Origin of the sequence: Streptomyces sp. NPDC046860 (assembly GCF_040645115.1) — a bacterium.
In the GTDB taxonomy this organism is placed as follows: Bacteria; Actinomycetota; Actinomycetes; order Streptomycetales; family Streptomycetaceae; genus Streptomyces.
This window is the reverse complement of the sequence record NZ_JBEYXQ010000014.1, coordinates 1-24,816: the sequence shown is the minus strand read 5'-3', so window position 1 is coordinate 24,816 and position 24,816 is coordinate 1. Positions and strand designations below refer to the sequence as shown.

The window sequence follows — 24,816 nt, the reverse complement described above, 5'->3', positions numbered from 1 at the left end:
ACACCCCATCCATCACGCGGCGAATCGCCGCATACCGGCCGGAACGTCCGGGAAGTAAACAGAGCGGACCGCGCTGTCCGACCGGTTCCCAGGATAGGCGGCCCGCTGGACGCGCAGGTTGTCGGGCTCTTGCCGCCGTCCGACACGCTGCCATACTTACGACGCCGTAGGTTACGCAACCGTAGGGAAGTACGGTCCCTTCCGTACCGTCCGCTCCCGTACGGTCCCGGCTTCTCCGGCGCCGTCTCGACCCCCGCCCTCGACCCCACAGGGGACGCGCATGACCTCCAGTAGTTCCGATGTGATCGACGAGACCCAGGGCGGCGCCTCCGCCACGCTGGGAGGCGAACAGAAGCGTTCGATCGAGCAGATCGCGCTGCTCGTCTTCATCGTCGTGCCCTTCCTGGCCCTGCTGGCGGCGGTGCCGCTGGTGTGGGGCTGGGGGGTGAGCTGGCTCGACCTGGGCCTGATGGTGTTCTTCTACTTCCTGGGCTGCCACGGCATCACGATCGGCTTCCACCGCTACTTCACCCACGGCTCCTTCAAGGCGAAGCGGCCGCTCAGGATCGCCCTGGCGATCATGGGGTCGATGGCGGTGGAGGGGCCGCTGGTGCGCTGGGTGGCCGACCACCGCAGGCACCACAAGTTCTCCGACGCCGAGGGCGACCCCCACTCGCCGTGGCGGTTCGGGGAGACGCTCCCGGCGCTGCTGAAGGGCCTGTGGTGGGCCCACATCGCCTGGATGTTCGACGAGGAGCAGACGCCGCAGGAGAAGTACGCGCCGGACCTGGTCCGGGACCCGGCCCTGCGGGCGATCTCCCGCCAGTTCGCGCTGTGGACGACCGTCTCGCTGCTGCTGCCCCCGCTGATCGGCGGGCTGGCGACGATGTCCTGGTGGGGCGCCTTCACCGGGTTCTTCTGGGGTTCACTCGTGCGGGTGGCCCTGCTGCACCACGTGACGTGGTCGATCAACTCCATCTGCCACGCGGTGGGCAAGCGCCCCTTCAAGTCGCGCGACCGTTCGGGCAACGTGTGGTGGCTGGCGGTGCTGTCCTGCGGCGAGTCCTGGCACAACCTGCACCACGCCGACCCGACCTCCGCGCGGCACGGTGTGGAGCGCGGGCAGATCGATTCCTCGGCCCGGATCATCCGCTGGTTCGAGAAGCTCGGCTGGGCCTATGACGTGCGCTGGCCGTCACGCTCGCGTATCGATTCGCGCCGCGCCGACGGGGACGGCTCGTCCCGGCGCGGGAAGGCCGCGGCGAAGGCGGCATGATTGACGGCGTGGCCACCGACTCCAGCAGCACCTCGAGCAACGACAAGACGCGACGGACCCGCCGGACCCGTATGACCGGTGCGGAGCGGCGCCAGCAGTTGCTGGAGATCGGCCGGACCCTCTTCGCGGCGAAGGGCTTCGAAGGCACGTCCGTGGAGGAGATCGCGGCCAAGGCCGGGGTCTCCAAGCCGGTGGTGTACGAGCACTTCGGCGGCAAGGAGGGGCTGTACGCGGTCGTGGTGGACCGGGAGATGCGGTGCCTGCTGGACATGGTCACCGGCTCGCTGACCGCCGGCCACCCCCGTGAGCTGTGCGAGCAGGCCGCGTTCGCGCTGCTGGACTACATCGAGGAGTACACGGACGGTTTCCGCATCCTCGTCCGCGACTCCCCGATCCCGCAGTCCACGGGCTCCTTCGCCTCGCTGATCTCCGACATCGCCACCCAGGTCGAGGACATCCTGGGCCGCGAGTTCAAGAGCCGGGGCTTCGACTCCAAGCTCGCCCCGCTCTACGCCCAGGCCCTGGTCGGCATGGTCGCCCTGACCGGCCAGTGGTGGCTGGACGTCCGCCGCCCCAAGAAGGCCGAGGTCGCCGCCCACCTGGTCAACCTCGCCTGGCACGGCCTGGACGGCCTGGAACAGAAGCCCCGCCTGATAGGGCACCGCAAGAACTAGGCCCCCTTCACCGCCACCGCGAACAGGCGGCGGAAGGGCAGGACCGTGCCGTACGGGGTGGCCGGGTACGCCTCGCGGAGCAGCTCGCGGTACTCGCCGACGAAGGCGTCCCGCGCCTCCGGGTCGTCCGCCAGCGCGCTCAGGGCGGGGCGCAGGCCGGTGCCCTTGACCCAGTCCAGCACGGGGTCCGCACCGGGCAGGACGTGCTGGTACGTGGTCTGCCAGACGTCGGCGGCGCAGCCCAGGCCGGCCAGGCGGTCCAGGTAGACGCCGGGGGCGTGCACGGAGCCGGGGTCGCGCAGGACGCCGGCCAGGCGGGACGCCCAGCGGGGCGTGGCGGCCAGTTCGCGCATCAGGGCGTGCAGCGGGGCGTCGGTGTTGTCCGGCACCTGGAAGGCGAACACCCCGCCCGGTGCGAGCGCGCCGGTCCAGTCCGCGAACCGGTCGAGGTGGCCCGGCACCCACTGGAGGGTGGCGTTGGACAGGAGCAGGTCGTGCGGTCCCTCGGGCGTCCAGGTGCGGGCGTCGGCGAAGGCGAAGTCCAGCCCCGTGTGCTCCGCGCGGGCGCGCTCCAGCATCTCGGGCGAGTTGTCGTAGCCGGTGATGCTCGCGGCGGGCCAGCGTTCGGCGAGCAGGGCGGTGGCGTTGCCGGGGCCGCAGCCGAGGTCGGCGATCCGGGGCCGCTCGGCGGGCAGGCCGGGGACACGGGCGAGGAGGTCCACGAACGGACGCAGCCGGTGGCCGGAGTGACGGAGGTACTGGGCGGGGTCCCAGGCGGGTGTCGTCATGGCGTCCACCTTCCCGGTCCGGTTGTCTCGATGTCAAGATACTTGGCATCAAGAGACTTCACGTCGACACAACCACTACACTGATCTCCATGGAGGACGAGGTCGATCGGCTGGTCGCAGCATGGCGCCGGGAGCGCCCGGACCTCGACGTGGAACCACTGGAAGTGCTGAGCCGGGTGAGCAGGCTGGCCCGGCACCTCGACCGCGCCCGCCGGCTCGCCTTCGCCGAGCACCAGCTGGAGCCCTGGGAGTTCGACGTGCTGACCGCGCTGCGCCGCGCCGGCACCCCGTACCAGCTCTCCCCCGGCCAGCTCCTCACCCAGACGCTCGTCACCTCGGGCACGATGACCAACCGGATCGACCGGCTCGCCAAGAAGGGCCTGGTGGAGCGGCTGCCCGATCCCAGCGACCGGCGCGGCGTGCTGGTGCGGCTGACCGCCACCGGCCGGGACCGCGCCGACGAGGCGCTGGCGGGCCTGCTGGCCCAGGAGCGGGCCATCCTCAGTGAGCTGTCCCGCGCCCAGCGCGGCGAACTGGCCGGACTGCTACGCCAGTTGACCGCCCCGTTCGACAACGTCCCCGGTTAGGTCGACCGGCCCCACCCCGGCCCGACGGGCCAGCGCCACGGCCGCCAGCGTGGAGTGCACGCCCAGCTTGCCCAGCACGTTCTGCATATGGGTGCGCACGGTGTGCGGGGAGAGGAACAGCCGCTCCGCGACCGCCTTGCGCCCGAGCCCGGCGACCATGCAGCGCAGCACCTCCCGCTCGCGCGGGGTCAGCGACTGCACCAGCCGCTCGCTCTCGCTGCGGTGCTTGCGCGCGGCCGTCAGCTCCTTGAGCACCCCGGTGAGCAGCGCGGCCGGCAGATGCGTCTCGTCCCGCAGCACCCCGCGGATCACGGTGAGCAGCCGGGACAGCGAGCAGTCCTTGGCGACCCAGCCCGAGGCGCCCGCCTGGAGCGCGAGAGCGGCCCGGTGCGGGTCGTCCTTCTCCGCGAGGACCACCGTGCGCACCCCGGACTGCGCCGAGCGCACCCCGGCGACCAGCGAGATGCCGTCGACCAGCCCCTCCGCGTCGCCCGCCTGCACCGGCACCGCCGCCCGGCCGCCGGGCAGCACCCGGCCGAGGTCGGCGTCCACGAGCAGGACGTCGTAGCGGCGGCCCTCGGTGGCGGCGCGCTCCAGGCAGCGCAGCGCGGCCGGGCCGCTGCCCGCGGCGGACACCTCCACGTCGGGCTCGGCGGCGAGCGCCGCGGCGAGTGACTCGGCGAAGATGCGGTGGTCGTCCACGACCAGCACTCGGATGCGAACCACGAAACCCCCTTCCCCACGCTCCGCACGGAGCAGGGGTCACCCAGGTCCGGAGAACGACGACGGCTCACGGGCACGGCACCCGCGGCAGCGAGGGCGAACCGCGCGGCCGCCGCCGTCGCGGAAACTGCTACCCCCACCGCGAGCGCCGTACCCGCCCGTCTCGCCCCCTGATCGGGCACCGGCCCCCACCGGTACCGCTCATCAGCGTACGGGCGCCCTCCTCGCGGAGGCAGCCGATTGCCGGAACTGACCGGGCACCGCGTTTATGGTGTGCCGCATGTTTCGGATCGAGACGGAAGTGGACAAGGACCGACGAGATCTGCTGCGCGCCAGGCTGCGGGAGACGAACACGGCGGCCTCCCCGGTGCTGGCCGCGCTGCGCGGCACGCCCGGCGAGCGGGACGTGCCGCTGCACGTGTGGGCGCTTCAGGCGGCGGGCGGCCTGGCCGGCGGGCTGGTCGGCCACACCTGGGCCGGCTGGCTGCACATCACCTATCTGTGGGTCGACGACCGCCACCGGGGCGCCGGGATCGGCTCCCGGCTGCTGAAGGAGGCGGAGCGGATCGCGCACGCCGACCGGGACTGCGCCCGGGCCCGGGTGGAGACCTGGGACTTCCAGGCCCCCCACTTCTACCGGTCCCAGGGCTACGACGTGGTGTCCGTGATCCCCGACTATCCGCCGGGGGTCAAGGAGTTCACCCTGACCAAGCGCCTGGGCTGACCCGGGTTCAGGCCAGGCGCCGGGCGCCCGGCGCGGGCACCGCCTCGAAGACGCGCGGGGCGGTGTACCCGGCCGCCGCGAACGCCTCCTCGACCGCCTTGGTGAGGGTGTCCACCGCGGACGCCTCGGCCAGCGCGATCGCGGAGCCGCCGAAGCCGCCGCCGGTCATCCGGGCGCCGAGCGCGCCCGCGGCCAGCGCGGTGTCGACCGCGAGGTCCAGCTCCGGGCAGGAGATGCGGAAGTCGTCGCGCAGCGAGGCGTGGCCCTCGGTGAGGACCGGCCCGATGGCCCGCACGTCCCCCGAGGTCAGCAGCTCCACCACCCGCTCGACCCGGCGGTTCTCGGTGACGATGTGCCGCACCAGACGACGCACCTCGGCCTCGTCTCCGAGTTCCTCCAGCGCCGCGTCCAGCCCGTCGTACGCCACGTCGCGCAGCGCGTCGACGCCGAGCAGGGCGGCGCCCTTCTCGCACCCGGCCCGGCGCTTGCCGTACTCGCCGCCGCTGTGGGCGTGCTTGACCTGGGTGTCGACCACCAGCAGCCGCAGACCCCCGGCCGCCAGGTCGAAGGGGATCTGACGCTGGGACAGGTCGCGGGTGTCGAGGAAGAGGGCGTGGCCCTCCTCGCAGCAGGCGGAGGCGGTCTGGTCCATGATGCCGGTGGGCGCGCCGACGTAGACGTTCTCCGCGCGCTGGCACAGCCGGGCCAGCTTCCACCGCGGCAGCTCCAGGCCGAACAGGTCGTCCAGCGCGAGCGCGACGACGACCTCCAGCGCGGCCGAGGAGGACAGTCCGGCGCCGGTCGGCACGGTGGAGGAGAGGTGGATGTCGGCGCCGGTGACCGGGTGTCCGGCCTCGCGCAGCGCCCAGACCACCCCGGCCGGGTAGGCCGTCCAGTTCTCGTCGGTGCCCGGGGCGAGCGCGTCCAGGGTGAGTTCGACGGCCTCGCCCTCCACGTCCGCCGAGTGCAGCCGGAGACGGCCGTCGGTGCGCCGGGAGACGGCGGCGGTGACCTGGTGCGGCAGTGCGAACGGCATGACGAAGCCGTCGTTGTAGTCGGTGTGTTCGCCGATCAGGTTGACCCGGCCCGGCGCCGCCCACACCCCTTCCGGTTCGGCTCCGTACAGCTCGGTGAAGCGTGCCCGGACCTGCTGTGCCCCCACTAGTGCTCCCTCTGCGTGTCGCGCGCGAACTCCCAGGCGTCCGCGATGATCCCGGCGAGGTCCGCGCGGGACGGGTTCCACCCCAGTGTGGCGCGTGCGGTCTCCGCGGACGCCACCAGGACCGCCGGATCGCCGGCCCGGCGCGGGGCGGTGACCTCGGGGATGGGGTGGCCGGTGACCTCGCGGGCGGTCTCGACGACCTCGCGGACGGAGAACCCGCTGCCGTTGCCGAGGTTGCAGATCAGGTGCTCGCCCGGGCGCGCGGCGTCCAGGGCCAGCAGGTGGGCGTCGGCGAGGTCGGCGACGTGGATGTAGTCGCGGACGCAGGTGCCGTCGGGGGTCGGGTAGTCGTCGCCGTAGACGGAGATGGCGTCGCGGCGGCCCTGGGCGACCTGGAGGACGAGGGGGATCAGGTGGGACTCGGGGTCGTGGCGCTCGCCGTAGGAGCCGTAGGCGCCGGCCACGTTGAAGTAGCGCAGGGAGACGGCGGCCAGGCCGTGGGCGTGCGCCTCGCTGGTGATCATGTGGTCGACGGCCAGCTTGGAGGCGCCGTAGGGGTTGGTGGGCCGGGTGGGGGCGGACTCCGGGATCGGGACCTCCTCCGGCTCGCCGTAGGTCGCGGCGGTGGAGGAGAAGACGAGCCGGCCGACGCCCGCCTCGCGCATGGCGGAGAGCAGGGCCATGGTGCCGCCGACGTTGTTCGCCCAGTACTTCTCGGGCTTCACGACGGACTCGCCGACCTGGGAGAAGGCGGCGAAGTGCAGCACCGCGTCGTAGGAGCGGTCGAGCCACTTGGCGGCGTCGCGGATGTCGCCCTCGACGAAGGCGGCCCCGGCGGGGACGCCCTCGCGGAAGCCGGTGGAGAGGTTGTCCAGGACGGTGACCTCGTGCCCCGCCTCCAGCAGATGCTGGGCGACGACACTGCCGACATAACCCGCGCCACCCGTCACCAGGTACTTCATGAACTCGCTACCTCTCGCAGTCGCTCGGCCGCGCGCTCGGGCGGCACGTCGTTGATGAAGACGTTCATGCCGGACTCGGACCCGGCGAGGAACTTCAGCTTGCCGGAAGTGCGGCGGATGGTGAACAGCTCGAGGTGGAGCGCGAAGTCGTCGCGGGTCACCCCGTCGAAGCCGGTGAGTTCACCGAAGGGCGCCTGGTGCCAGGCCGCGATGTACGGCGTCTGCGGTTCCTCCACGGTGTCCCCCTCTCCCTCGGGCCGCCCGAAGATCCGGTCGAAGCGCCTCAAGAGTTCCAGATAGACCTGGGGGAACTCTGTGCGCGCGGCCTCGTCCAGGGCGAGCAGATCGGGCACCCGGCGCCGGGGATAGAGGTGGACCTCGTACGGCCAGTGCGCGGCGAACGGGACGAAGGCCACCCAGTGTTCACTCGCAAGGACGACCCGCTCCCCGGCGAGTTCCCGCTCCAGGACGGTGTCGAAGAGGTTCTCCCCGCCGGTGCCGGCCTTGTGCGCGGCGAGCGAGCGGAGCATCAGCGCGGTGCGCGGGGTGACGAACGGGTAGGCGTAGATCTGGCCGTGGGGGTGCCCCAGCGTCACCCCGATCTCGGCGCCCCGGTTCTCGAAACAGAAGACCTGCTTCACGGAGGGCAGATGCGACAGCTCGGCGGTGCGGTCGGTCCACGCCTCCAGCACCAGCCGGGCCTGTTCACCGCTGAGGGACGCGAAGGACGCGTCGTGGTCGGAGGTGAAGCAGACCACCTCGCAGCGGCCGGAGTCCCCGGCGAGCGAGGGGAAGCGGTTCTCGAAGACGACCACGTCGTAGGTGGAGTCCGGGATCTCGCTGAGCCGGCCGTCCCGGCTCGGGCAGAGCGGGCACTCGTCGGCCGGGGGGTGGTAGGTGCGGCCCTGGCGGTGGGAGGCGACGGCGACCGAGTCGCCGAGCAGCGGGTCCCGGCGGATCTCGGAGGCGGTGACCGTCGGGTCCAGCGGACGCCGGTCGACGGCGTCGCGGACGGTGTCGTCCGCCAAGTCGTAGTAGACCAGCTCGCGCCCGTCGGCCAGCCGGGTCGAGGTCTTCTTCACGCCGCACTCCTCGCTCTCACTCAACACAATCAAACATAACAAACCACAACTCGACAACAGCTCGTACGATCACAATCGAACAAAGAACACCAACAGAACTGTTCAAATAATGAACGCCGCGGCGTAGGTTCCGCTCTGGATCAGTTCGCGCAACGAAGCGAGTTCTCATGCAGACCCCCCCGACCGGACCCGCGCCCCTGGCGGCGGGCCCCAGCTATCTGGCGGCGGAGCTACGGCTCCCGACCAACTGGCTCGACTACACGATCCTGGCCATCTACTTCGTCGTGGTTCTCGGCATCGGCTTCGCGGCCCGCCGCTCGGTGAAGACCAGCCTGGACTTCTTCCTCTCCGGACGCTCGCTGCCCGCCTGGATCACCGGCCTCGCCTTCATCTCGGCGAACCTGGCGGCCACCGAGATCCTGGGCATGGCGGCCAACAGCGCCCAGTACGGCGCGTACACCGTGCACTGGTACTGGATCGGCGCCATCCCGGCCATGGTCTTCCTCGGCCTGGTGATGATGCCCTTCTACTACGGCAGCAAGGTCCGCTCGGTCCCCGAGTTCCTGCTGCTGCGCTTCGACAAGGCAGCCCACCTGCTCAGTTCGATCCTGTTCGCCTTCGCCGCCATCCTGATCGCGGGCGTGAACCTGTACGCGCTGGCGATCGTGGTGGAGGCCCTGCTCGGCTGGCCGCAGTGGGTGGCCATCGTGGTCGCGGGCGCCTTCGTGCTCGGCTACATCACGCTGGGCGGTCTCTCCTCGGCGATCTACAACGAGGTGCTCCAGTTCTTCGTGATCCTGGCCGCCCTCATCCCGATCACCATCCTCGGCCTGAAGAAGGCCGGCGGCTGGGACGGCCTCACCCACAAGCTGGACGCGGCCCACGGCGCCAACTTCACCACCGCCTGGGGCGGCACCGGCATCGGCAGCGCCAACCCGCTGGGCGCCAACTGGCTGACCATCGTGCTCGGTCTCGGCTTCGTGCTGTCCTTCGGCTACTGGACGACCAACTTCGCCGAGGTGCAGCGTGCGCTGTCCGCGAAGAACCTCTCCGCCTCCAAGCGCACCCCGCTGATCGCGGCCTACCCGAAGATCTTCATCGTCTTCCTGGTGATGATCCCCGGCCTGGTCGCCGCCGCCCTGGTGCCGAAGATCGGCCAGCCCGGCTCCGGGCTCCAGTACAACGACGCGATCCCCTACCTGATGCAGGAGCTGCTGCCCAACGGCGTGCTCGGCATCGCGGTCACCGGTCTGCTCGCCGCGTTCATGGCGGGCATGGCGGCCAACGTGTCGTCGTTCAACACGGTGTTCACCACCGACATCTGGGCCCGCTACGTCAAGCCCGGCCAGGAGGACGCCTACTACGTCCGCTTCGGCCGCTGGATCACCGTGATCGGTGTCGCCGCGTCGGTCGGCACGGCGTTCCTGGCCTCGTCGTTCTCGAACATCATGAGCTACCTCCAGACGCTGTTCTCCTTCTTCAACGTCCCGATGTTCGTGGTCTTCATCGTCGGCATGTTCTGGAAGCGCGCCTCGGCCAAGTCCGGCTTCTGGGGTCTGCTCGCCGGCACCGCGACCGCGATGGTCAACTACTTCTGGTTCTACAAGGAGGGCGTCATCTCGATCCCCTCCGACCAGGGCGCCAACTTCGTCTCCGCCATCGCCGGCTTCGTGGCGGGCGCGGTCGTGATGGTCGCGGTGTCGCTGTTCACCAAGCCCAAGCCGGCCGAGGAGCTCCAGGGCCTGGTCTACGGCACCACCTCCCCCGGTATGACCGAGGCGCCCGCCGAGGGCGACGACGCGTGGTACCGCAAGCCCGCCCTGCTCGGCTGGGGCGCGGTCGTCCTGGCCGCCGCCTGCTACATCCCGTTCTCGTTCTGATAGCGGGAGGATGAGGAAACCATGACCGACGAATCCCCCCGCCCCGAGCACGGCCCGACCGAGCGCGACGTCCAGCGCGAGGTCAGCGAGCTGGAGGGCAAGTCCGCCACCGCGGCCCGCATCTTCGACCTGCGGCGCATCATCGGCGGCCTGTTCGTGGTGTACGGCATCATCGTCACCATCACCGGCATCACCGACTCCCAGGCCGCGATCGACAAGGCCGAGGGCGTCAACATCAACCTGTGGACCGGCATCGGCATGCTGATCCTCGGTGTGTTCTTCCTGGCCTGGCTGAAGCTCCGGCCGACCCCGCCGCCGCTGCCCGCGGAGGACGCCGGCGAGGAGGACCCCGTCCACTGACGCCACCCGCGTGCCGTACGGGGCCGGAGCTGTGACCTACAGCTCCGGCCCCGTCGTGTGCGGGGCGTTCGCCCGGTCCAGCAGGCCGGTACGGGCCGCGAGGGCCGCCGCCTCCAGCCGGGAGCCGACGCCCAGCTTCATCAGGACCCGCTGCACATGGGTGCGGGCGGTGCTGGGCGCTATCCCCATGCCGGCCGCGATCAGCCGGGTGTCCTCGCCGTCGGCGACCCGGACCAGCACCTCCACCTCGCGCGGGGTGAGCAGCCGCAGCAGCCGCTGCCCCTCGTCGTCGGGCTGGACGGCCGGGTTCAGCAGCTCCGCGAAGGCGCCCTGCAGCAGCTGCGGGGCGACGGCGGCCTCACCCGACCTGGCCTTCAGGATGGCCCGCTCGACACCCTCGATACGCTCGTCATGACGTACGTAGCCCGCGGCGCCCGCCGCGAAGGCCGCGGCGATGCCGCGCGGGGAGGGCACCGGGCCCAGGACGACCACGGCCACCTGCGGGCGCTCCCGCCGGATGCGGGCCACCGGGTCGAACGCGCCCGACTCGGCGGGGGCCGCCGTGCCCAGCAGGCACACCTCGGGCGCCCGCGATATCACCAGCTCGGCCGCGCCCGCGGCCGGCGCCGCCGCCGCGAGCACCCGGTGCCCGCGCAGCTTCAGCGCCGACGCCAACGCCTCCGCCAGCAGGCGGTGGTCGTCGACGACCATGAGCCGCACACCCATAGAGCAACCCCCCAGTCCTCATGTCCCGGAAGTTACACGCTCGGGGCGCCTGCCGTGCGGGCTTCGCTCAGTCGCGGGTGGCGAAGGCCACCACGCAGTTCTTGTCCTTGTCGAAGCTCCCGAGCGGCTTGGCCGCGTTCGGCGCCGCCATGAAGAGCTTGCCCTGCGCGTACCGGTACTCCGCGAGGCCGGGCAGCAGACCGGTCTGGACGCGGGGCTCGGCCATGTCGGGGGGCAGCTCCATCAGCGTCGTGGACCGGAAGGTCCCGCCGTCGATGCTGACGACCTGGCCGCCCTTGTCGTACGGCGGCTTCTTGTACGCGATCAGGTTGCCGCCGTCCATGCGGAGCGGGAACAACGCGTAGTCCTCGCCGGCCGCGGCGCGCTGGCCGGTCTGCTTGCCGGTGGCGAGGTCGAAGGCCACGATCTCGTTGGTGCGGCTGCTCTTCCCGCTGCCCTTGTGCTCCTTGGTCGCCAGGAACAGCTTGCCCTGACCCGCGATGACGCCCTTGCACGCCTCGACGACGGTGATGGTGTCGCACTCGCCGTCGTAGGTGTCGCCGGGCACCGGGATACGGGCCAGCAGCCTGCCGGTGCGGTTGTCGAGGGAGAAGTAGTCCGAGACACCGCTGCCGCCGCTCGCGCTGTGCCCGGCGTCGGCGCCGACCACCAGCGGGTCGGTGGAGATGATGCCCGCGTACTCGATGCCGGAACCCATCTTGTACTCGGAGATCACCTTGCCCGAGGTGGGGTCGATGTTCTGGATGCTGAGGGTGCGGTTGCCGTAGGTGCCGCACTTGCGCACCGCGACCAGCCTGGTGCCGCCGCCGTATCCCGAGTCCTTGCAGTCGTCGCCGGGCTTGGGCTGCCAGAGCACCTTGCCGGTGCCGATGTCCCAGGCGGCGCCGCCGCCGAGGCCGCCGACCGCGACGGTCTTCCCGGCGACGGTGACGTTGGAGAACTGGGTGGCGAAGTCACCCGTGCCGACGGACCTGGTCCACAGCTTGGTGCCGGCGCGGACGTCGATCCCCGCGACCTGGGTGCAGCCGGCGCGGTCGGTCTTGGTCGGCATCGAGGGCTGGTAGAGGATGCCCGTGCGGCCGTCGGCGGTGAGGTGCTCGGTGGCCGCGCAGACCGGGCCGGGGAGCTTGAGCGTCCACTTCTTGGTGCCGTCGTCCGGGTCGTAGCCGGTGATCTCGGCGATGCCGGTCTTGGCGTAGACCCGCCCGCTCAGCCAGGAGCCCGGCGTGGTGACGACGTTCTCCTCGGTCTTGGGCTCCGGGACCTTGAAGGCGACGTCGGCGGCCGGGTTGTCCGGCACCTTCTCCTTGCCGCCGGTCGCGGTGGCGGTGCCGTTCCTGCCGCCGCCGGAGTGCGCGGTGCCGCCCGCGTCGGAGGAACGGGCGTACCAGACGCCGGAGCCGATGATCAGCCCGATGGCGACGACGGCCGCGAGGACGGTCAGGGTGATGGCGCGGTTCTCCCTGGCCCGGGTGCCGCCGTCCGCGACGACCGTGGGCGGCTGGGCGGGGTAGCCGTAGCCCGGCTGCTGGGGCTGGGCGGGGTAGCCGTAACCGGGCTGCGGCTGCGGCTGCGGCGGGGGTGCCTGCGGGTAGCCGTACACGGGCTGGGCGCCGGCGGGCGGGACGGGTGGCGCCGGCGGGGTGGGCGGCTGGTCCTGGGGCGGGCCGGAGGGCGACTGGTCGGTCATCGCGGGGTACCTCGAAGCGGCTGGTGGGGACGGAAGGACGCGGGGAGGACGGCTACTTGCCGTAGGCCATCATCAGCTTCTCCTCGGAGTCGTCCTGGCCTCCGAGCCGGTTGGTGGCGATGAAGAAACGGCCGCCGGACCAGACCGTGCCGGCGTCGTAGAAACCGCTCTCGATCTTCGCCGCGCCGTCGGGGTTGCGCAGCAGCGTGGCCGGCCGGTGCGCGCCGGAGCCGGTCGGGATGGAGAGCACCCGGCCGCCCTGGGAGTAGGCGGCGTCGGCGTAGGCGATGAGGCTGCCGCCCTGGATGCCCATCGGGACCGTCGGGCGGTCGACCGGGGACTTCACCCGCCACTTCTCCTTGCCGTCGGCCAGACCGATGGCGACGATCTCGTTCGCGCTGTTGGTGGCCTCGGTGGGCAGGTAGAGGGTGGTGGCGTCCGCGGCGACGTCCCGGCAGCTCTGCAGGCCGCGCCTGAACGAGAGGAAGCCGCAGCCGAGGGCGAACTTCTCGTCCACCTTGACCTCGGCGCGGAAGCGGCCGCCGCTGTCGAGGGCGGAGATGTTCCACGCCTTCTTGTCGCGGTTGGTCAGGTAGACCACGAGCGGGTTCACCGACAGGACGCGCTCGGCCCGCCAGCCCTTGGAGACCGCCCGGGTCCACTTCGTACGGCCGGTGGCGGGGTCCAGTTCGCGGATCTCGTCGCGCTCCTTGGCACCGCCGGCGCCGCACGAGGCGACCTGGACCAGGCGCCGGCTGTCACCGGCGAACGCGGCCGGGTAGCAGTCCGTGCCGTACTTCTTGAGGTCGTACAGCTTCTTGCCGGTGGCCACGTCGTACGCGGTGCCCGACTGGTCGCGGCCGACGATCAGGCTCTGGCCGGCGAGGGACAGCTCGATGTCGCGGATGCTGTCGAACAGACCGGTGCCCTTGCCGACTTCGGCGTGCCAGCCCTTCTTGCCGGTGTCGAGGTCGATCTGCTGGAGCTGGTTGCAGTCGGCGCGGTCGCTGACACCGTTCATGTAGGCGACGACGATCTTGCCGTCGGAGTCGGCGCGCTTGGTGACCGAGCAGACCTCGTGCGGCAGGGTGACCGGGTCCCAGGCGGGCGTGCCGTCGGCGACGCGGAAGCCGACGACCTCCTTGTACGCGGCCTTCACCGCGGTCCTGTCCGTGACCCACAGGCCGGGCGCCTCCGCGCCGTTGGCGGGGGCGTCGGGGGCGGACTTGTACCAGAGGACCTTCGACTCGCCGGGCTTGCGGCCCGCGTTGAGGTCCTCGGCGTCCTCACGGCCGTCGCCCTTGCCGTCGCCGGAGTCGGCGGAGGTGGTCGGGGAGGCGGAGTTCCGGGTGTCGCCGGTCGGGTGCGCGACGGGCTCGCCGTCGTCCCCGCCACCACCGGTGACGGCCCAGACGGTGCCGCCGATCAGCAGCAGGGCGACGGCCACGGCCCCGGCGACGAGCGCGGTGCGCTTCTTGCCGGAGGGTCCGCCGGGGGTGCCGGGGTACGGGTGCGTCCCGTAGGGGGCGCCGGGCGGGGGACCGTAGGGTCCGGGGGCCTGGCCGTAGGGGCCCGGCTGCCCGTACGGGCCGGGGGGCTGCTGGGGGTAGCCGTAACCGGGCTGCGGCTGCTGCGGGTAGCCGTAACCGGGTGGCGGCTGCTGCGGGGCGCCGAACCCTCCCTGCGGCGGGGGCTGTTGGGGAGCGCCGAAGCCTCCCTGCGGCGGGGGCCCCTGCGGAGGCTGTCCCTGCGGTGGCTGGTTCTGCGGTGGGCCGAAACCGCCCTGCGGCGGCTGACCGGGCGGCTGGCTCATCAGCGCTGCTCCCCCTCGTTCACTGACTTTTAGCCCTCGTACGGCCTTTCTATCACCCACCACCGACGGCACAGGGGCCCGTGCGAACCCCTGTGCCCAAGGACGAACCACCCTGTGATGCGCCCGTTACGCGCCCACCGGTATGGCCGGATTCCGCTCCCCCTGCCCTACGCGTCCTCGGCCAGCTCCAGCCAGCGCATCTCCAGTTCCTCGCGCTCGCCCGCCAACTCGCGGAGTTCGGCGTCGAGTCCGGCGACCTTGGCGAAGTCGGTGGCGTTGTCGGCGATCCGGGCGTGCAGCTTGGACTCCTTCTCGGAGATCTTGTCCAACTGGCGCTCGATCTTCTGGAGTTCCTTCTTCGCGGCCCGCTGGTCGGCGGCGCTGCGCTCCGCGACGGCCGGGGCGGGCGCGGCGGCGGCCGAGCGCTGGGCGACGGCCTCCTCCATGCGCAGGCGGCGCTCCAGGTACTCGTCGATGCCGCGCGGCAGCATGCGCAGCGCGCCGTCGCCGAGCAGCGCGAACACCCTGTCGGTGGTGCGCTCGACGAAGAACCGGTCGTGGGAGATGACGATCATCGAGCCGGGCCAGCCGTCGAGGACGTCCTCCAGCTGGGTCAGGGTCTCGATGTCGAGGTCGTTGGTGGGCTCGTCGAGGAAGAGGACGTTGGGCTCGTCCATGAGCAGGCGCAGCAGCTGGAGCCTGCGGCGCTCACCGCCGGAGAGGTCGCCGACCGGCGTCCACTGCTTCTCCTTGCTGAAGCCGAACGTCTCGCAGAGCTGGCCCGCCGTCATCTCGCGGCCCTTGCCGAGGTCGACGCGCTCGCGGACCTGCTGCACGGCCTCCAGGACCCTGGTCGCCGGGTCGAGTTCGGCGACCTCCTGGGAGAGGTAGGCGAGCTTGACGGTCTTGCCGACGACGACCCGGCCGCCGGCGGGCTGCTTCTCGCCCTCGGAGCGGGCGGCCTCGGCCATGGCCCGCAGCAGGGAGGTCTTGCCGGCGCCGTTGACGCCGACCAGGCCGATGCGGTCGCCGGGGCCGAGCTGCCAGGTGACGTGCTTGAGCAGTTCCTTGGGGCCGGCGGTGACGCTGACGTTCTCCAGGTCGAAGACCGTCCTGCCGAGCCGGGACGAGGCGAACTTCATCAGCTCGCTGCTGTCGCGGGGCGGCGGCACGTCCTTGATCAGCTCGTTGGCGGCCTCGACCCGGAAGCGGGGCTTGGAGGTGCGGGCGGGGGCGCCCCGGCGCAGCCAGGCCAGCTCCTTGCGGACGAGGTTCTGCCGCTTGGTCTCCTCGGTGGCCGCGATGCGCTCGCGCTCCGCGCGGGCGAAGACGTAGTCGGAGTAGCCGCCCTCGTACTCGTAGACGTCACCGCGCTGGACGTCCCACATGCGGGTGCAGACCTGGTCCAGGAACCAGCGGTCGTGGGTGACGCAGACGAGTGCCGAGCGGCGCTCGCGCAGGTGCCGGGCGAGCCAGGCGATGCCCTCGACGTCGAGGTGGTTGGTGGGCTCGTCCAGGACGATGAGGTCCTGCTCCTCGATGAGCAGCTTGGCGAGCGCGATCCGGCGCCGCTCACCACCGGACAGCGGCCCGATGACCGTGTCCAGACCCTTGGGGAAGCCCGGCAGGTCGAGCCCGCCGAACAGCCCGGTCAGCACGTCCCTGACCTTGGCGTTGCCCGCCCACTCGTGGTCGGCGAGGTCGCCGATGACCTCGTGCCGGACGGTGGCCTCGGGGTCGAGCGAGTCGTGCTGCGTCAGCACCCCGATCCGCAGGCCCCCGGAGTGCGTGACCCGCCCGCTGTCGGCCTCCTCCACCTTGGCGAGCATCCGGATGAGGGTGGTCTTGCCGTCGCCGTTGCGCCCGACGACCCCGATCCGGTCCCCTTCCGACACACCGAGCGAGACGCCGTCCAGCAGGGCCCGCGTGCCGTAGACCTTGCTGACGTTCTCGACATTGACCAGGTTGACGGCCATTTCACTCCTGTGCAGGGGGATCGATCAGCCTTCAAGCGTAGGCCCTGCCGGGCGGGGGGCGGCTCGCGCGGGGGTGGTCACTCTTTGTGATGACGTGATCGACGTCCGGCCGCTACCGTTGACCACAGGCAGCAGGATCTCCGTCCACGGGAGGCACCATGACCGCCGAGTCCGTCGAGCACCGTCCGCACTGGCCGGTGCCACCCAAGGACGGCTACACCGTGGACGACCTGTTCACACTGCCGGATCTCCCGCCTCACACAGAGCTGGTCGACGGGAGCCTGGTTTTCGTGACCCCTCAACGGATCTTTCACTCCGACACGATCGACATGCTGATCCACGGCTTGCGCCGAACCGTGCCATCGGAGCTGAAGGTCAAACGAGAGATCGCCGTTGTCCTCGACCGCCGCAACGTCCCCGAGCCCGACCTCTGCGTCGTACGCGCCGAGTCCGTCGTCGATCGCCGCCAGACGCGCTTCGAGGCGGCCGACGTCCTGCTCGCCGTGGAGGTGGTCTCCCCGGACTCCGAGGCCCGGGACCGTGACACCAAGCCGCACAAGTACGCCGCGGCGGGCATCCCCCACTTCTGGCTGGTGGAGATGGCGGGCGAGGACGACCACCCCGTGGTGCAGGTGTACGAGCGCGGCGAGGCGACCGGGACCTACGTCCTGACCGGCATCCACCACGCGCAGGTCAAGCTGACCGCGCCCTACGGCATCGACATCGACCTGACCGAGATCGACCGTCTCTGAGGCTCAGAGAACCGTCGCCCCCGGCACCGGGCCCGCCGCCGTGCGGGTGGTGCGGCAGGTGCCGGAGTCCTGGAGAGTCTGGGCGACCCGGGTCGCGGTGGCCGCGTCCGGGACCAGGAAGGCCGTGGTGGGGCCCGAGCCGGAGACCAGGGTGGCCAGGGCGCCGGCCTGTTCGCCGGTCTTCAGGGTGGCGGCCAGCTCCGGGTAGAGGGAGAGCGCGGCCGGCTGGAGGTCGTTGGTGAGGGCTGCCGCGAGGGCCTCCACGTCTCCCTCGGCCAGGGCCGCGAGGAGGGCCGGGTCGGCCTCCGGGGCCGGGATGTCCCGGCCCTCGGTCAGGCGGTCGAACTCGCGGAACACCGCAGGGGTCGACAGGCCCCGCTCCGCCATCGCGAACACCCAGTGGAAGGTGCCGCCGACCTCCAGCGGGGCCAGCTTCTCGCCGCGCCCGGTGCCGAGCGCCGCGCCGCCGACCAGGCTGAAGGGGACGTCGCTGCCCAGTTCGGCGCAGATGTCGAGCAGCTCGGCCCGCGTGGCGTCCGTACCCCACAGGGCGTCGCAGGCCACCAGCGCGCCCGCGCCGTCGGCGCTGCCGCCGGCCATGCCGCCGGCGACCGGGATGTCCTTGGCGATGTGGATGTGGACGGCCGGCTCGACGCCGCGGCGCCCGGCCAGGGCGATCGCGGCGCGGGCGGCGAGGTTGGTGCGGTCCAGGGGGACGGACGCGGCGTCCGGCCCGGCGCAGGTGACCTTGAGTTCGTCGGCCGGGGTCACGGTGACCTCGTCGTACAGGCCGACCGCGAGGAAGACGTTGGCCAGGTCGTGGAAGCCGTCGGGGCGGGCCGCGGCCACGCCGAGCTGGACGTTGACCTTGGCGGGGACCCGGACCGTCACGCTCACGCGGCCGCTCCCTTGTGCTCGGCGATCGCCGCGAACTCCTCGACCGTGAGCGCCTCGCCGCGTGCCTGCGGGGAGACCCCGGCGGCGACGAGCGCGGCCTCGGCGGCGGCGGCCGAACCGGCCCAGCCGGAGAGCGCGGCGCGCAGGGTCTTGCGGCGCTGGGCGAAGGCGGCGTCGACCACGGCGAAGACCTCCGCGCGGGTGGCGGACGTCTTGACCGGCTCGGTGCGGCGGACCAGCGAGACCAGGCCGCTGTCCACGTTCGGGGCGGGCCAGAACACGTTGCGTCCGATCGCCCCGGCGCGCTTGACCTCGGCGTACCAGTTGGCCTTGACCGAGGGCACGCCGTACACCTTGGAGCCGGGCGCGGCGGCGAGCCGGTCGGCGACCTCGGACTGGACCATCACCAGGGTGCGTTCGATGCTCGGGAAGGTGGCGAGCATGTGCAGCAGCACGGGGACGGCGACGTTGTAGGGCAGGTTGGCGACGAGCGCGGTCGGCGGCGGGCCGGGCAGCTCGTCGACGAGCATCGCGTCGGAGTGCACCAGCGCGAACCGGTCGGCGCGCTCGGGCATCCGGGCGGCGACGGTCGCGGGCAGGGCGGCGGCCAGTACGTCGTCGATCTCGACGGCGGTGACCCGGTCGGCGGCCTCCAGCAGCGCGAGGGTGAGGGAGCCGAGTCCCGGCCCGACCTCCACCACCACGTCGTCGGGGCGCACCCCGGCGGTGCGCACGATGCGGCGGACCGTGTTGGCGTCGATCACGAAGTTCTGGCCGCGCTGCTTGGTCGGCCGTACGCCGAGCACGGCCGCCAGTTCGCGGATGTCGGCGGGACCGAGGAGGGCGTCGGGGGTGGGGCTGCTCACGGGACAAGGGTACGGGGCGGCGCGGGCGCCGTTGCTCCGGCTCAGCCGCGCAGGCGTGCCCCGCAGTGCGGCCAGGGCGAGGCGCCGTGCCGCACGTACAGGGTCTTGGCGCGCAGGGTCTGCTCCTCGGCGGGCGCGTCCTCGGGGCGTCCGCTGCCGCCGAGGCTGTGCCAGGTGGCGGCGTCGAACTGGTAGAGCCCGCCGTAGGTGCCGGAGGGGTCGACGGCGTCGGGGCGGCCGCCGGACTCGCACAGGGCCAGCGCGTGCCAGTTCAGCCCGTCCGCGCCGGACGGGCTGGCCGGGCGGGGCTTGGTCCCGACGCGGACGGTCTGCCGGCGCGGCTCGCGCACCACCTCGGAGCGGGTGAGGCGGGGGCGCTGGCGGACGCCGTTGACGGTGCGCAGCAGGTAGGTGGTGCGGCGCAGCCCGGCCCGCCCGGCCTGGTCGACGACCTCGGTGCCCTCGAACAGGGCGGGGTCCTCGGTGCGGCGCACGGGGTACGGGATCTCCTCGTCGTGCGTCTCGTGGGTGCCGGTGACGCGCAGCACGGTGACGGTCTGCCCGTCGCGCGGGAAGCCGTCGCCGGGCACGGAGGTGGTGTCCTGGCCGTGCAGGGTGACCCCGGCCTCGCGCAGCACGTCGGTGACGGTGGCGGCGTTGGTGCGGACGGTGCGGGTGCGGCCGTCGGCCATGACCGTGACGGTGCGCTCGGTGCGGACGTCGAGGGCGAGTCCGGCGCGGCCGATGGGCAGGGAGCGGGAGGCGGACAGGTAGGCGCCCTCGGCGCGGACCCCGAGCTGGCGCAGCGCGCCGTCGACGGTGTCGGCGGTGGTCCACACCTCGCGGCGTTCGCCGTCGATGGTGAGCCGGACGGGGCGGCCGTGGCGGACGGCGATCTCGTCGCCGTCGGTGAGGGGGGTGCCGGGGGCGGGCGCGACGACGTCGTGCCGGCCGACCCGCACGCCCTCCTCGGCGAGGAGACCGGTGACGTCGTCGGCGAAGGTGTGCAGGGTGCGCGGCCGGCCGTCGACGGTCAGCTCGACCGCCTTGTCCTCGGCGACGAAGGCGGTGGTGCCCCCGGCGAGGAAGGCGACGACGAGTGCCTGCGGCAGCAGGCGGCGCACCGGGGACTCCGGCCGTTCGGCGGCCCGGCGGCCGCGCCCCGCCGGTCTGCGCTCCCGGGTGTCCGGCGCGCTGCGGGGCGGGGGCACGGCCTCGCGGGCGGGCCGGAGGGTGTCGGCGGGCATGCCGTACGGCAGGGTCAGCGCGGTGTGCACCGAGGGCACGGCCGGTTCGTCGCCGAGGGTGCCGTGGGGGCCGTACCGCTCGTCTCGCTTGCTCACGCCGCCACGCTCCAGGGGCCTTCGCCGATCGGGCCCCCAGAACCTAGCGGAGCGGGCGTCACTCTCCAAAGCGGCACGACCACCCGGAGTGACGACTCGAACGGGTGCCGTCAGTAGCCGAAGGCGCGCGCGGTGTTGGCGCCGAGGGCGGCGGCGAGGGTGTCCTCGTCCGTGCCGCGTACGGCGGCCATGGCGCGCACGGTCACCGGGATCAGGTACGGGGCGTTGGGCCGGCCGCGATAGGGCGCCGGGGTGAGGAAGGGGGCGTCGGTCTCCACCAGGACCAGCTCCAGCGGGGCCACGGCCAGGGCGTCCCGGAGGTTCTGGGCGTTCTTGAAGGTGACGTTCCCGGCGAAGGACATGTAGTAGCCCTCGCGGGCGCAGATCTCCGCCATGGCGGCGTCGCCGGAGTAGCAGTGGAAGACGGTGCGCTCGGGGGCGCCCTCCTCCTTCAGTACGCGCAGGACGTCGGCGTGGGCGTCGCGGTCGTGGATGACCAGGGTCTTGCCGTGCCGCTTGGCGATCTCGATGTGGGCGCGGAAGGACCGCTCCTGCGCCTCCTTGCCCTCGGGGCCGGTGCGGAAGAAGTCGAGTCCGGTCTCGCCGACCCCCTTGACCTGCGGGAGCGCGGCGAGCCGGTCGATCTCGGCGAGCGCCTCGTCCAGCGCGGCGTCCCCTCCGGGCTGCCTGGCCCCCTGCCTGGACCAGCCGTCGGGGTCGCCGTGCACGATGCGCGGTGCCTCGTTCGGGTGCAGGGCGACCGTCGCGTGGACGCGGTCGTGCGCGGCGGCCGTCTCGGCGGCCCAGCGGGAGCCCGCCAGGTCGCAGCCGACCTGCACGACCGTGGTCACGCCGACCGACGCGGCCTTCGCCAGCCCCTCCTCGACGGTGCCCGACTGCATGTCGAGGTGGGTGTGGGAGTCGGCGACCTCGACGCCCAGGGGCGCCGGGAGCGGGGGCGGCGCGTTCTTGTCGCTCGCGGGGGCGTTCGAAGGCATGCCCCGATCCTACGAAAGGCTCCCGCTAGCTCGCCCGGCGCTGGAAGGGGTGCAGCAGGTCGGAGAGGTGCCAGTGGTGGGCGGGGGCGGGCGCGGGGTCGGGGGCGGCCGGCGCGGGCTGCGGGCCGCGTACGGCGGACACCTGTCCGGCGCGCATGATCCGCACGAGGTGCCCGTCGCAGTTCTGGCACACCGGCCGGCTCAGCGGGGACGGCACCACGGTGCCCCCGCTGACGTACCGGACGCACTCGTGGCCCTCGGCGTCGGTGTGGTGCTCTATCGCGTACGACTGCTCCCAGCCGTGCCCGCATCGCATGCAGGCGAACGCGTACGACTCGTGAACGGCGGCGGTCTGTCCGGCTACCTCACTCATGCCAGCTCCTGCGGTCCACTGACGTCCCGGTCCGGGACGAGGGGACGGTTCCTGCCCCCTTCACCCAGTGGACGCCCACAACGCCCCGGAAGCACGCGACCTGTCGAGTGTTGGACGCGCCTTGGGTCATCCTTGCCCAATCGCTCCGCTCGGGGGCCCGGCGGCTTTGCCCCCTCGACCCCCCGTTTGCCCGGCCATGGGGCGCACCCCGGCATACGCGCCGCACGCGGGGCGCGCGGCCCAGGCCCACGGGCGGTGCGAGCCGCCGGGCCGCCCGGCGGCAGACCCCCGACGACGGACCCCCGATGGCAGGCCCCAGTGGCAGACCCCCGTGGCAGACCCCGCTCAGTCCGCCGTGCGCTTGGCGGCGACCACCGCGTCGAACACGACCCGCTTGGGCAGCCCGGCCTCCGCCGCGACCGCCGCGATGGCCTCCTTACGGCGCTCGCCGGCCTCCTCGCGGACCCGGACGCGGCGGACGAGTTCACCGGCGTCCAGTTCCTCGGGGCCGGGCTCGGGGGCGCCCTCGACGACGACGGTGATCTCGCCGCGCACGCCTTCGGCGGCCCAGGCGGCCAGGTCGGCGAGGGGGCCGCGCTTGACCTCCTCGTAGGTCTTGGTCAGCTCGCGGCAGACGGCGGCGCGGCGGTCGGCGCCGAAGACCTCGGCCATCGCGGCGAGGGTGTCGTCCAGGCGGTGCGGGGCCTCGAAGTAGACGAGGGTGCGCCGCTCACCGGCGACCTCGCGCAGCCGGGACAGCCGCTCGCCGGCCTTGCGCGGCAGGAAGCCCTCGAAGCAGAACCGGTCCACGGGCAGCCCGGACAGGGCGAGCGCGGTGAGCACGGCGGACGGGCCCGGCACGGCGGTGACCTTGATGTCGTGCTCGACGGCGGCCGCGACGAGGCGGTAGCCGGGGTCGGAGACCGAGGGCATACCGGCGTCCGTGACGAGGAGCACACGGGCGCCGCCGCGCAGCTCCTCCACCAGCTCGGGGGTGCGCGCGGACTCGTTGCCCTCGAAGTACGACACCACGCGGCCGCCCGGGGTGACCCCGAGGGCCTGGGTGAGGCGGCGCAGCCGCCGGGTGTCCTCGGCGGCGATCAGGTCGGCGTCCGCCAGCTCCTTGGAGAGCCGGGGCGGGGCGTCCGCGACGTCGCCGATGGGGGTACCTGCGAGGACAAGGGTTCCAGTCACGGGGACCATCCTCCCAGGGGTGCCGGGCGGGACGGAAAACGATCGCGTCCCAATCGGTACCGCGCTTGCGCGGGACTCACACGGGAGGTTTCCCTACCATGGCGCGGTGACCAGTACCGCGTCCTCCACGGACCTCCGGCAGGGCCAGGCGCCGCCCGACGACGAGCGGCCGTCCTGGCAGCGGCGGCTGCGCCGATTCGGCTACGTACCTCCCGCGGGCGCCCCGGCGGCCGACGTACGGGACCGGCTCGTGCCGCCGTACGCGCAGCCCTCGCCGCGGATGTGGCAGGTGCTGGGCTGCCCGCCGCACCTGGCGGACCGGATCACCCGCTGGTCGGGCTGGGGCGGGCCGCTGCTGGTGATGCTGTTCGCGGGCCTGCTGCGGTTCTGGCACCTGGGCAGCCCGCGCTCGGTGATATTCGACGAGACGTACTACGCCAAGGACGCCTGGGCGCTCGTCCACCGGGGCTTCGAGGTGAACTGGGACAAGAACGCCAACGACGCGGTCCTCGCCTCCCACGGCCACCTCGCGATCCCCTCGGACGCGGCGTACGTCGTGCATCCGCCGGTCGGCAAGTACGTGATCGGGCTGGGTGAGCTGCTCTTCGGCTTCGACCCGTTCGGCTGGCGGTTCATGACCGCGCTGCTCGGCACACTGAGCGTGCTGCTGCTGTGCCGGATCGGGCGCCGGATGTTCCGCTCGACGTTCCTCGGCTGCCTGGCGGGCACGCTGATGGCGGTGGACGGCCTGCACTTCGTGATGAGCCGGACCGCGCTGCTGGACGGCGTGCTGATGTTCTTCGTGGTCGCCGCCTTCGGCTGTCTGGTGGTGGACCGGGACCGGTCGCGGGAGCGACTCGCCGCCGCGCTCCCGGTGGGCCCGGACGGCGTCGCCCGCCCGGACGCCCGCGTCGCGGACACCTTCCGCCTCGGCCGGCGTCCGTGGCGCTGGGGCGCGGGCGTGATGCTGGGCCTGGCGTTCGGCACCAAGTGGAACGGGCTGTACATCCTGGCCGCGTTCTGCGTGATGGCCGTGCTCTGGGACGTGGGCGCCCGCAAGGTCGCCGGCGCCCGGCACCCGTACGAGGCGGTGCTGCGGTACGACACGGGGATCACGTTCCTGGCGACGGTGCCGGTGACGATCGCGGTGTACATCGCCTCCTGGACGGGCTGGATCCTGTCCTCCACCGACGGCACCGGCGGCTACTTCCGCAACTGGGCCGCGACCGACGGCCGGGGCGGTTCCTGGACCTTCCTGCCCGACTGGCTGCGCAGCCTGTGGCACTACGAGCACGAGGTCTACAACTTCCACGTCAACCTGTCGTCCCCGCACACCTACCAGTCCAACCCGTGGAGCTGGATCGTGCTGGGCCGCCCGGTGTCGTACTTCTACGAGTCCCCCACCCCCGGCGCCGGCGGCTGCCCGCTGGGCACGAGCGGCAAGTGCGCCCGCGAGGTGCTGGCGCTCGGCACCCCCGTGCTGTGGTGGGCCGGGTGCGCGGCCGTGCTCTACGTGCTGTGGCGCTGGGCGTTCCGCCGCGACTGGCGGGCCGGGGCCATCGCCTGCGGGATCGCGGCGGGGTACCTCCCCTGGTTCATGTACCAGGAGCGGACGATCTTCCTGTTCTACGCGGTGGTCTTCCTGCCCTTCCTGTGCCTGGGGGTGGCGATGCTGGCCGGCGCGATCATCGGCCCGCCGAACTCCACCGACACCCGCCGCGTGGTCGGCGCCACCGCCGCCGGCGTCCTGGTCCTGCTGATCGCCTGGAACTTCATCTACTTCTGGCCCCTGTACACGGGCCAGGCGATCCCGCTCGACCAGTGGCGGTCGCGGATGTGGCTGGACACCTGGGTCTAGGGCCTTTCTTCCGGATCAGGCCGGCTCGGGCCGACGGCGCCTTGTCGGCCGACCCGAGCGGGGTCTGGTGCGTGCGGCTGCAAGGCGGAGG

The 24,816-nt window shown here is 72.4% G+C and carries 23 protein-coding genes; 8 read left to right on the top strand and 15 right to left on the bottom strand.

Translation table 11 applies throughout. The features are described 5' to 3' along the window. The first annotated feature begins 280 nt into the window (after positions 1-280). Both ABZ898_RS20540 and ABZ898_RS20535 read left to right on the top strand, forming a co-directional pair. Complete coding sequence (locus ABZ898_RS20540) at positions 281-1,276, top strand: acyl-CoA desaturase (RefSeq protein ID WP_361660599.1); 996 nt, start codon at positions 281-283, stop codon at positions 1,274-1,276. Next, complete coding sequence (locus ABZ898_RS20535; protein ID WP_161146734.1) at positions 1,273-1,950, top strand: TetR/AcrR family transcriptional regulator; 678 nt, start codon at positions 1,273-1,275, stop codon at positions 1,948-1,950. The genes ABZ898_RS20540 and ABZ898_RS20535 overlap by 4 nt, the downstream gene beginning before the upstream one ends. Here the strand turns inward: ABZ898_RS20535 and ABZ898_RS20530 are convergent. Beyond that, positions 1,947-2,738, bottom strand: a complete 792-nt coding sequence (locus tag ABZ898_RS20530) for a trans-aconitate 2-methyltransferase (RefSeq protein WP_361660596.1) — start codon at positions 2,736-2,738, stop codon at positions 1,947-1,949. The two genes, ABZ898_RS20535 and ABZ898_RS20530, sit on opposite strands and share 4 nt — an antisense overlap. Positions 2,739-2,827: 89 nt before the next feature. On the opposite strand from ABZ898_RS20530, the gene ABZ898_RS20525 reads away from it, so the two are divergent. Continuing rightward, the gene (locus ABZ898_RS20525; protein WP_361660593.1) at positions 2,828-3,325 is read left to right on the top strand and encodes a MarR family transcriptional regulator; all 498 of its coding nucleotides are present in this window, start codon (positions 2,828-2,830) and stop codon (positions 3,323-3,325) included. On the opposite strand, the gene ABZ898_RS20520 is transcribed toward ABZ898_RS20525, so the two are convergent. Continuing rightward, the gene (locus tag ABZ898_RS20520) at positions 3,284-4,051 is read right to left on the bottom strand and encodes a response regulator transcription factor (protein WP_361660590.1); all 768 of its coding nucleotides are present in this window, start codon (positions 4,049-4,051) and stop codon (positions 3,284-3,286) included. The two genes, ABZ898_RS20525 and ABZ898_RS20520, sit on opposite strands and share 42 nt — an antisense overlap. Before the next feature lie 265 nt (positions 4,052-4,316). Between ABZ898_RS20520 and ABZ898_RS20515 the strand changes: the two genes are divergently transcribed. Then, complete coding sequence (locus ABZ898_RS20515; RefSeq protein ID WP_361660588.1) at positions 4,317-4,772, top strand: N-acetyltransferase; 456 nt, start codon at positions 4,317-4,319, stop codon at positions 4,770-4,772. 7 nt (positions 4,773-4,779) lie between these two features. On the opposite strand, the gene galK is transcribed toward ABZ898_RS20515, so the two are convergent. Genes galK through galT form a run of 3 tightly spaced genes read right to left on the bottom strand, consistent with a single transcriptional unit; the run spans position 4,780 to position 7,978 of the window. Beyond that, positions 4,780-5,934: a galactokinase gene (gene galK / locus ABZ898_RS20510; protein WP_361660585.1), complete on the bottom strand. Its 1,155-nt coding sequence runs from the start codon at positions 5,932-5,934 to the stop codon at positions 4,780-4,782. Then, entirely contained in the window at positions 5,934-6,896 is a 963-nt protein-coding gene (gene galE / locus ABZ898_RS20505) for a UDP-glucose 4-epimerase GalE (RefSeq protein WP_361660582.1), read from the bottom strand. The genes galK and galE overlap by 1 nt, the downstream gene beginning before the upstream one ends. Further along, positions 6,893-7,978, bottom strand: coding sequence for a galactose-1-phosphate uridylyltransferase (gene galT, locus ABZ898_RS20500; RefSeq protein ID WP_361660580.1), 1,086 nt, complete (start codon positions 7,976-7,978; stop codon positions 6,893-6,895). Before galT ends, galE begins: the two co-directional genes overlap by 4 nt. A 167-nt stretch (positions 7,979-8,145) precedes the next feature. Here galT and ABZ898_RS20495 point away from each other — a divergent pair, with 167 nt between their 5' ends. Both ABZ898_RS20495 and ABZ898_RS20490 read left to right on the top strand, forming a co-directional pair. Further along, positions 8,146-9,858, top strand: a complete 1,713-nt coding sequence (locus ABZ898_RS20495) for a sodium:solute symporter family protein (RefSeq protein ID WP_361660577.1) — start codon at positions 8,146-8,148, stop codon at positions 9,856-9,858. Between the two features lie 21 nt (positions 9,859-9,879). Then, a complete protein-coding gene (locus tag ABZ898_RS20490; protein ID WP_361660575.1) occupies positions 9,880-10,218 on the top strand; it encodes a hypothetical protein in 339 nt (112 codons plus the stop codon). A gap of 36 nt (positions 10,219-10,254) precedes the next feature. On the opposite strand, the gene ABZ898_RS20485 is transcribed toward ABZ898_RS20490, so the two are convergent. The 4 genes from ABZ898_RS20485 to ABZ898_RS20470 form a co-directional block, all read right to left on the bottom strand. After that, complete coding sequence (locus tag ABZ898_RS20485; RefSeq protein ID WP_361660572.1) at positions 10,255-10,944, bottom strand: LuxR C-terminal-related transcriptional regulator; 690 nt, start codon at positions 10,942-10,944, stop codon at positions 10,255-10,257. Between the two features lie 67 nt (positions 10,945-11,011). After that, positions 11,012-12,655 (bottom strand): PQQ-binding-like beta-propeller repeat protein, encoded by a 1,644-nt coding sequence (locus tag ABZ898_RS20480; RefSeq protein ID WP_361660569.1) that lies wholly within the window; start codon positions 12,653-12,655, stop codon positions 11,012-11,014. Positions 12,656-12,707: 52 nt separating this feature from the next. After that, positions 12,708-14,468, bottom strand: coding sequence for a PQQ-binding-like beta-propeller repeat protein (locus tag ABZ898_RS20475; RefSeq protein ID WP_361660566.1), 1,761 nt, complete (start codon positions 14,466-14,468; stop codon positions 12,708-12,710). Between the two features lie 167 nt (positions 14,469-14,635). Next, a complete protein-coding gene (locus ABZ898_RS20470) occupies positions 14,636-16,444 on the bottom strand; it encodes an ABC-F family ATP-binding cassette domain-containing protein (protein WP_361660562.1) in 1,809 nt (602 codons plus the stop codon). Positions 16,445-16,602: 158 nt separating this feature from the next. Between ABZ898_RS20470 and ABZ898_RS20465 the strand changes: the two genes are divergently transcribed. Next, positions 16,603-17,196 (top strand): Uma2 family endonuclease, encoded by a 594-nt coding sequence (locus ABZ898_RS20465; RefSeq protein ID WP_361660560.1) that lies wholly within the window; start codon positions 16,603-16,605, stop codon positions 17,194-17,196. A 3-nt stretch (positions 17,197-17,199) separates the two neighbouring features. Here the strand turns inward: ABZ898_RS20465 and ABZ898_RS20460 are convergent, their stop codons facing one another. The 6 genes from ABZ898_RS20460 to rsmI form a co-directional block, all read right to left on the bottom strand. After that, complete coding sequence (locus tag ABZ898_RS20460) at positions 17,200-18,093, bottom strand: 4-(cytidine 5'-diphospho)-2-C-methyl-D-erythritol kinase (RefSeq protein ID WP_361660557.1); 894 nt, start codon at positions 18,091-18,093, stop codon at positions 17,200-17,202. Then, positions 18,090-18,959 (bottom strand): 16S rRNA (adenine(1518)-N(6)/adenine(1519)-N(6))-dimethyltransferase RsmA, encoded by an 870-nt coding sequence (rsmA, locus tag ABZ898_RS20455; RefSeq protein ID WP_361660554.1) that lies wholly within the window; start codon positions 18,957-18,959, stop codon positions 18,090-18,092. The genes ABZ898_RS20460 and rsmA overlap by 4 nt, the downstream gene beginning before the upstream one ends. A 41-nt stretch (positions 18,960-19,000) precedes the next feature. Continuing rightward, on the bottom strand, positions 19,001-20,245 hold the full coding sequence (locus ABZ898_RS20450; protein WP_361660890.1) for a ubiquitin-like domain-containing protein: 1,245 nt from the start codon (positions 20,243-20,245) through the stop codon (positions 19,001-19,003). A 167-nt stretch (positions 20,246-20,412) separates the two neighbouring features. Continuing rightward, positions 20,413-21,300 (bottom strand): TatD family hydrolase, encoded by an 888-nt coding sequence (locus tag ABZ898_RS20445; protein ID WP_361660551.1) that lies wholly within the window; start codon positions 21,298-21,300, stop codon positions 20,413-20,415. Between the two features lie 25 nt (positions 21,301-21,325). Further along, the gene (locus tag ABZ898_RS20440; protein ID WP_361660548.1) at positions 21,326-21,673 is read right to left on the bottom strand and encodes a hypothetical protein; all 348 of its coding nucleotides are present in this window, start codon (positions 21,671-21,673) and stop codon (positions 21,326-21,328) included. 345 nt (positions 21,674-22,018) lie between these two features. Beyond that, positions 22,019-22,867, bottom strand: a complete 849-nt coding sequence (gene rsmI, locus ABZ898_RS20435) for a 16S rRNA (cytidine(1402)-2'-O)-methyltransferase (RefSeq protein WP_361660545.1) — start codon at positions 22,865-22,867, stop codon at positions 22,019-22,021. A gap of 106 nt (positions 22,868-22,973) precedes the next feature. On the opposite strand from rsmI, the gene ABZ898_RS20430 reads away from it, so the two are divergent. After that, positions 22,974-24,725: a phospholipid carrier-dependent glycosyltransferase gene (locus tag ABZ898_RS20430; RefSeq protein ID WP_361660543.1), complete on the top strand. Its 1,752-nt coding sequence runs from the start codon at positions 22,974-22,976 to the stop codon at positions 24,723-24,725. Positions 24,726-24,816 lie beyond the last annotated feature (91 nt).

Excerpts from the sequence above, each read along its gene's own strand:
- ABZ898_RS20485 (WP_361660572.1), bottom strand. The coding sequence starts at position 10,944 with ATGGGTGTGCGGCTCATGGTCGTCGACGACCACCGCCTGCTGGCGGAG.
- ABZ898_RS20445 (WP_361660551.1), bottom strand. The coding sequence starts at position 21,300 with ATGCCTTCGAACGCCCCCGCGAGCGACAAGAACGCGCCGCCCCCGCTC.
- ABZ898_RS20515 (WP_361660588.1), top strand. The coding sequence starts at position 4,317 with ATGGTGTGCCGCATGTTTCGGATCGAGACGGAAGTGGACAAGGACCGA.
- ABZ898_RS20540 (WP_361660599.1), top strand. The coding sequence starts at position 281 with ATGACCTCCAGTAGTTCCGATGTGATCGACGAGACCCAGGGCGGCGCC.
- ABZ898_RS20495 (WP_361660577.1), top strand. The coding sequence starts at position 8,146 with ATGCAGACCCCCCCGACCGGACCCGCGCCCCTGGCGGCGGGCCCCAGC.
- ABZ898_RS20465 (WP_361660560.1), top strand. The coding sequence starts at position 16,603 with ATGACCGCCGAGTCCGTCGAGCACCGTCCGCACTGGCCGGTGCCACCC.
- ABZ898_RS20530 (WP_361660596.1), bottom strand. The coding sequence starts at position 2,738 with ATGACGACACCCGCCTGGGACCCCGCCCAGTACCTCCGTCACTCCGGC.
- ABZ898_RS20525 (WP_361660593.1), top strand. The coding sequence starts at position 2,828 with ATGGAGGACGAGGTCGATCGGCTGGTCGCAGCATGGCGCCGGGAGCGC.
- ABZ898_RS20480 (WP_361660569.1), bottom strand. The coding sequence starts at position 12,655 with ATGACCGACCAGTCGCCCTCCGGCCCGCCCCAGGACCAGCCGCCCACC.
- ABZ898_RS20475 (WP_361660566.1), bottom strand. The coding sequence starts at position 14,468 with ATGAGCCAGCCGCCCGGTCAGCCGCCGCAGGGCGGTTTCGGCCCACCG.
- galE (WP_361660582.1), bottom strand. The coding sequence starts at position 6,896 with ATGAAGTACCTGGTGACGGGTGGCGCGGGTTATGTCGGCAGTGTCGTC.
- ABZ898_RS20490 (WP_361660575.1), top strand. The coding sequence starts at position 9,880 with ATGACCGACGAATCCCCCCGCCCCGAGCACGGCCCGACCGAGCGCGAC.
- ABZ898_RS20440 (WP_361660548.1), bottom strand. The coding sequence starts at position 21,673 with ATGAGTGAGGTAGCCGGACAGACCGCCGCCGTTCACGAGTCGTACGCG.
- ABZ898_RS20470 (WP_361660562.1), bottom strand. The coding sequence starts at position 16,444 with ATGGCCGTCAACCTGGTCAATGTCGAGAACGTCAGCAAGGTCTACGGC.
- ABZ898_RS20535 (WP_161146734.1), top strand. The coding sequence starts at position 1,273 with ATGATTGACGGCGTGGCCACCGACTCCAGCAGCACCTCGAGCAACGAC.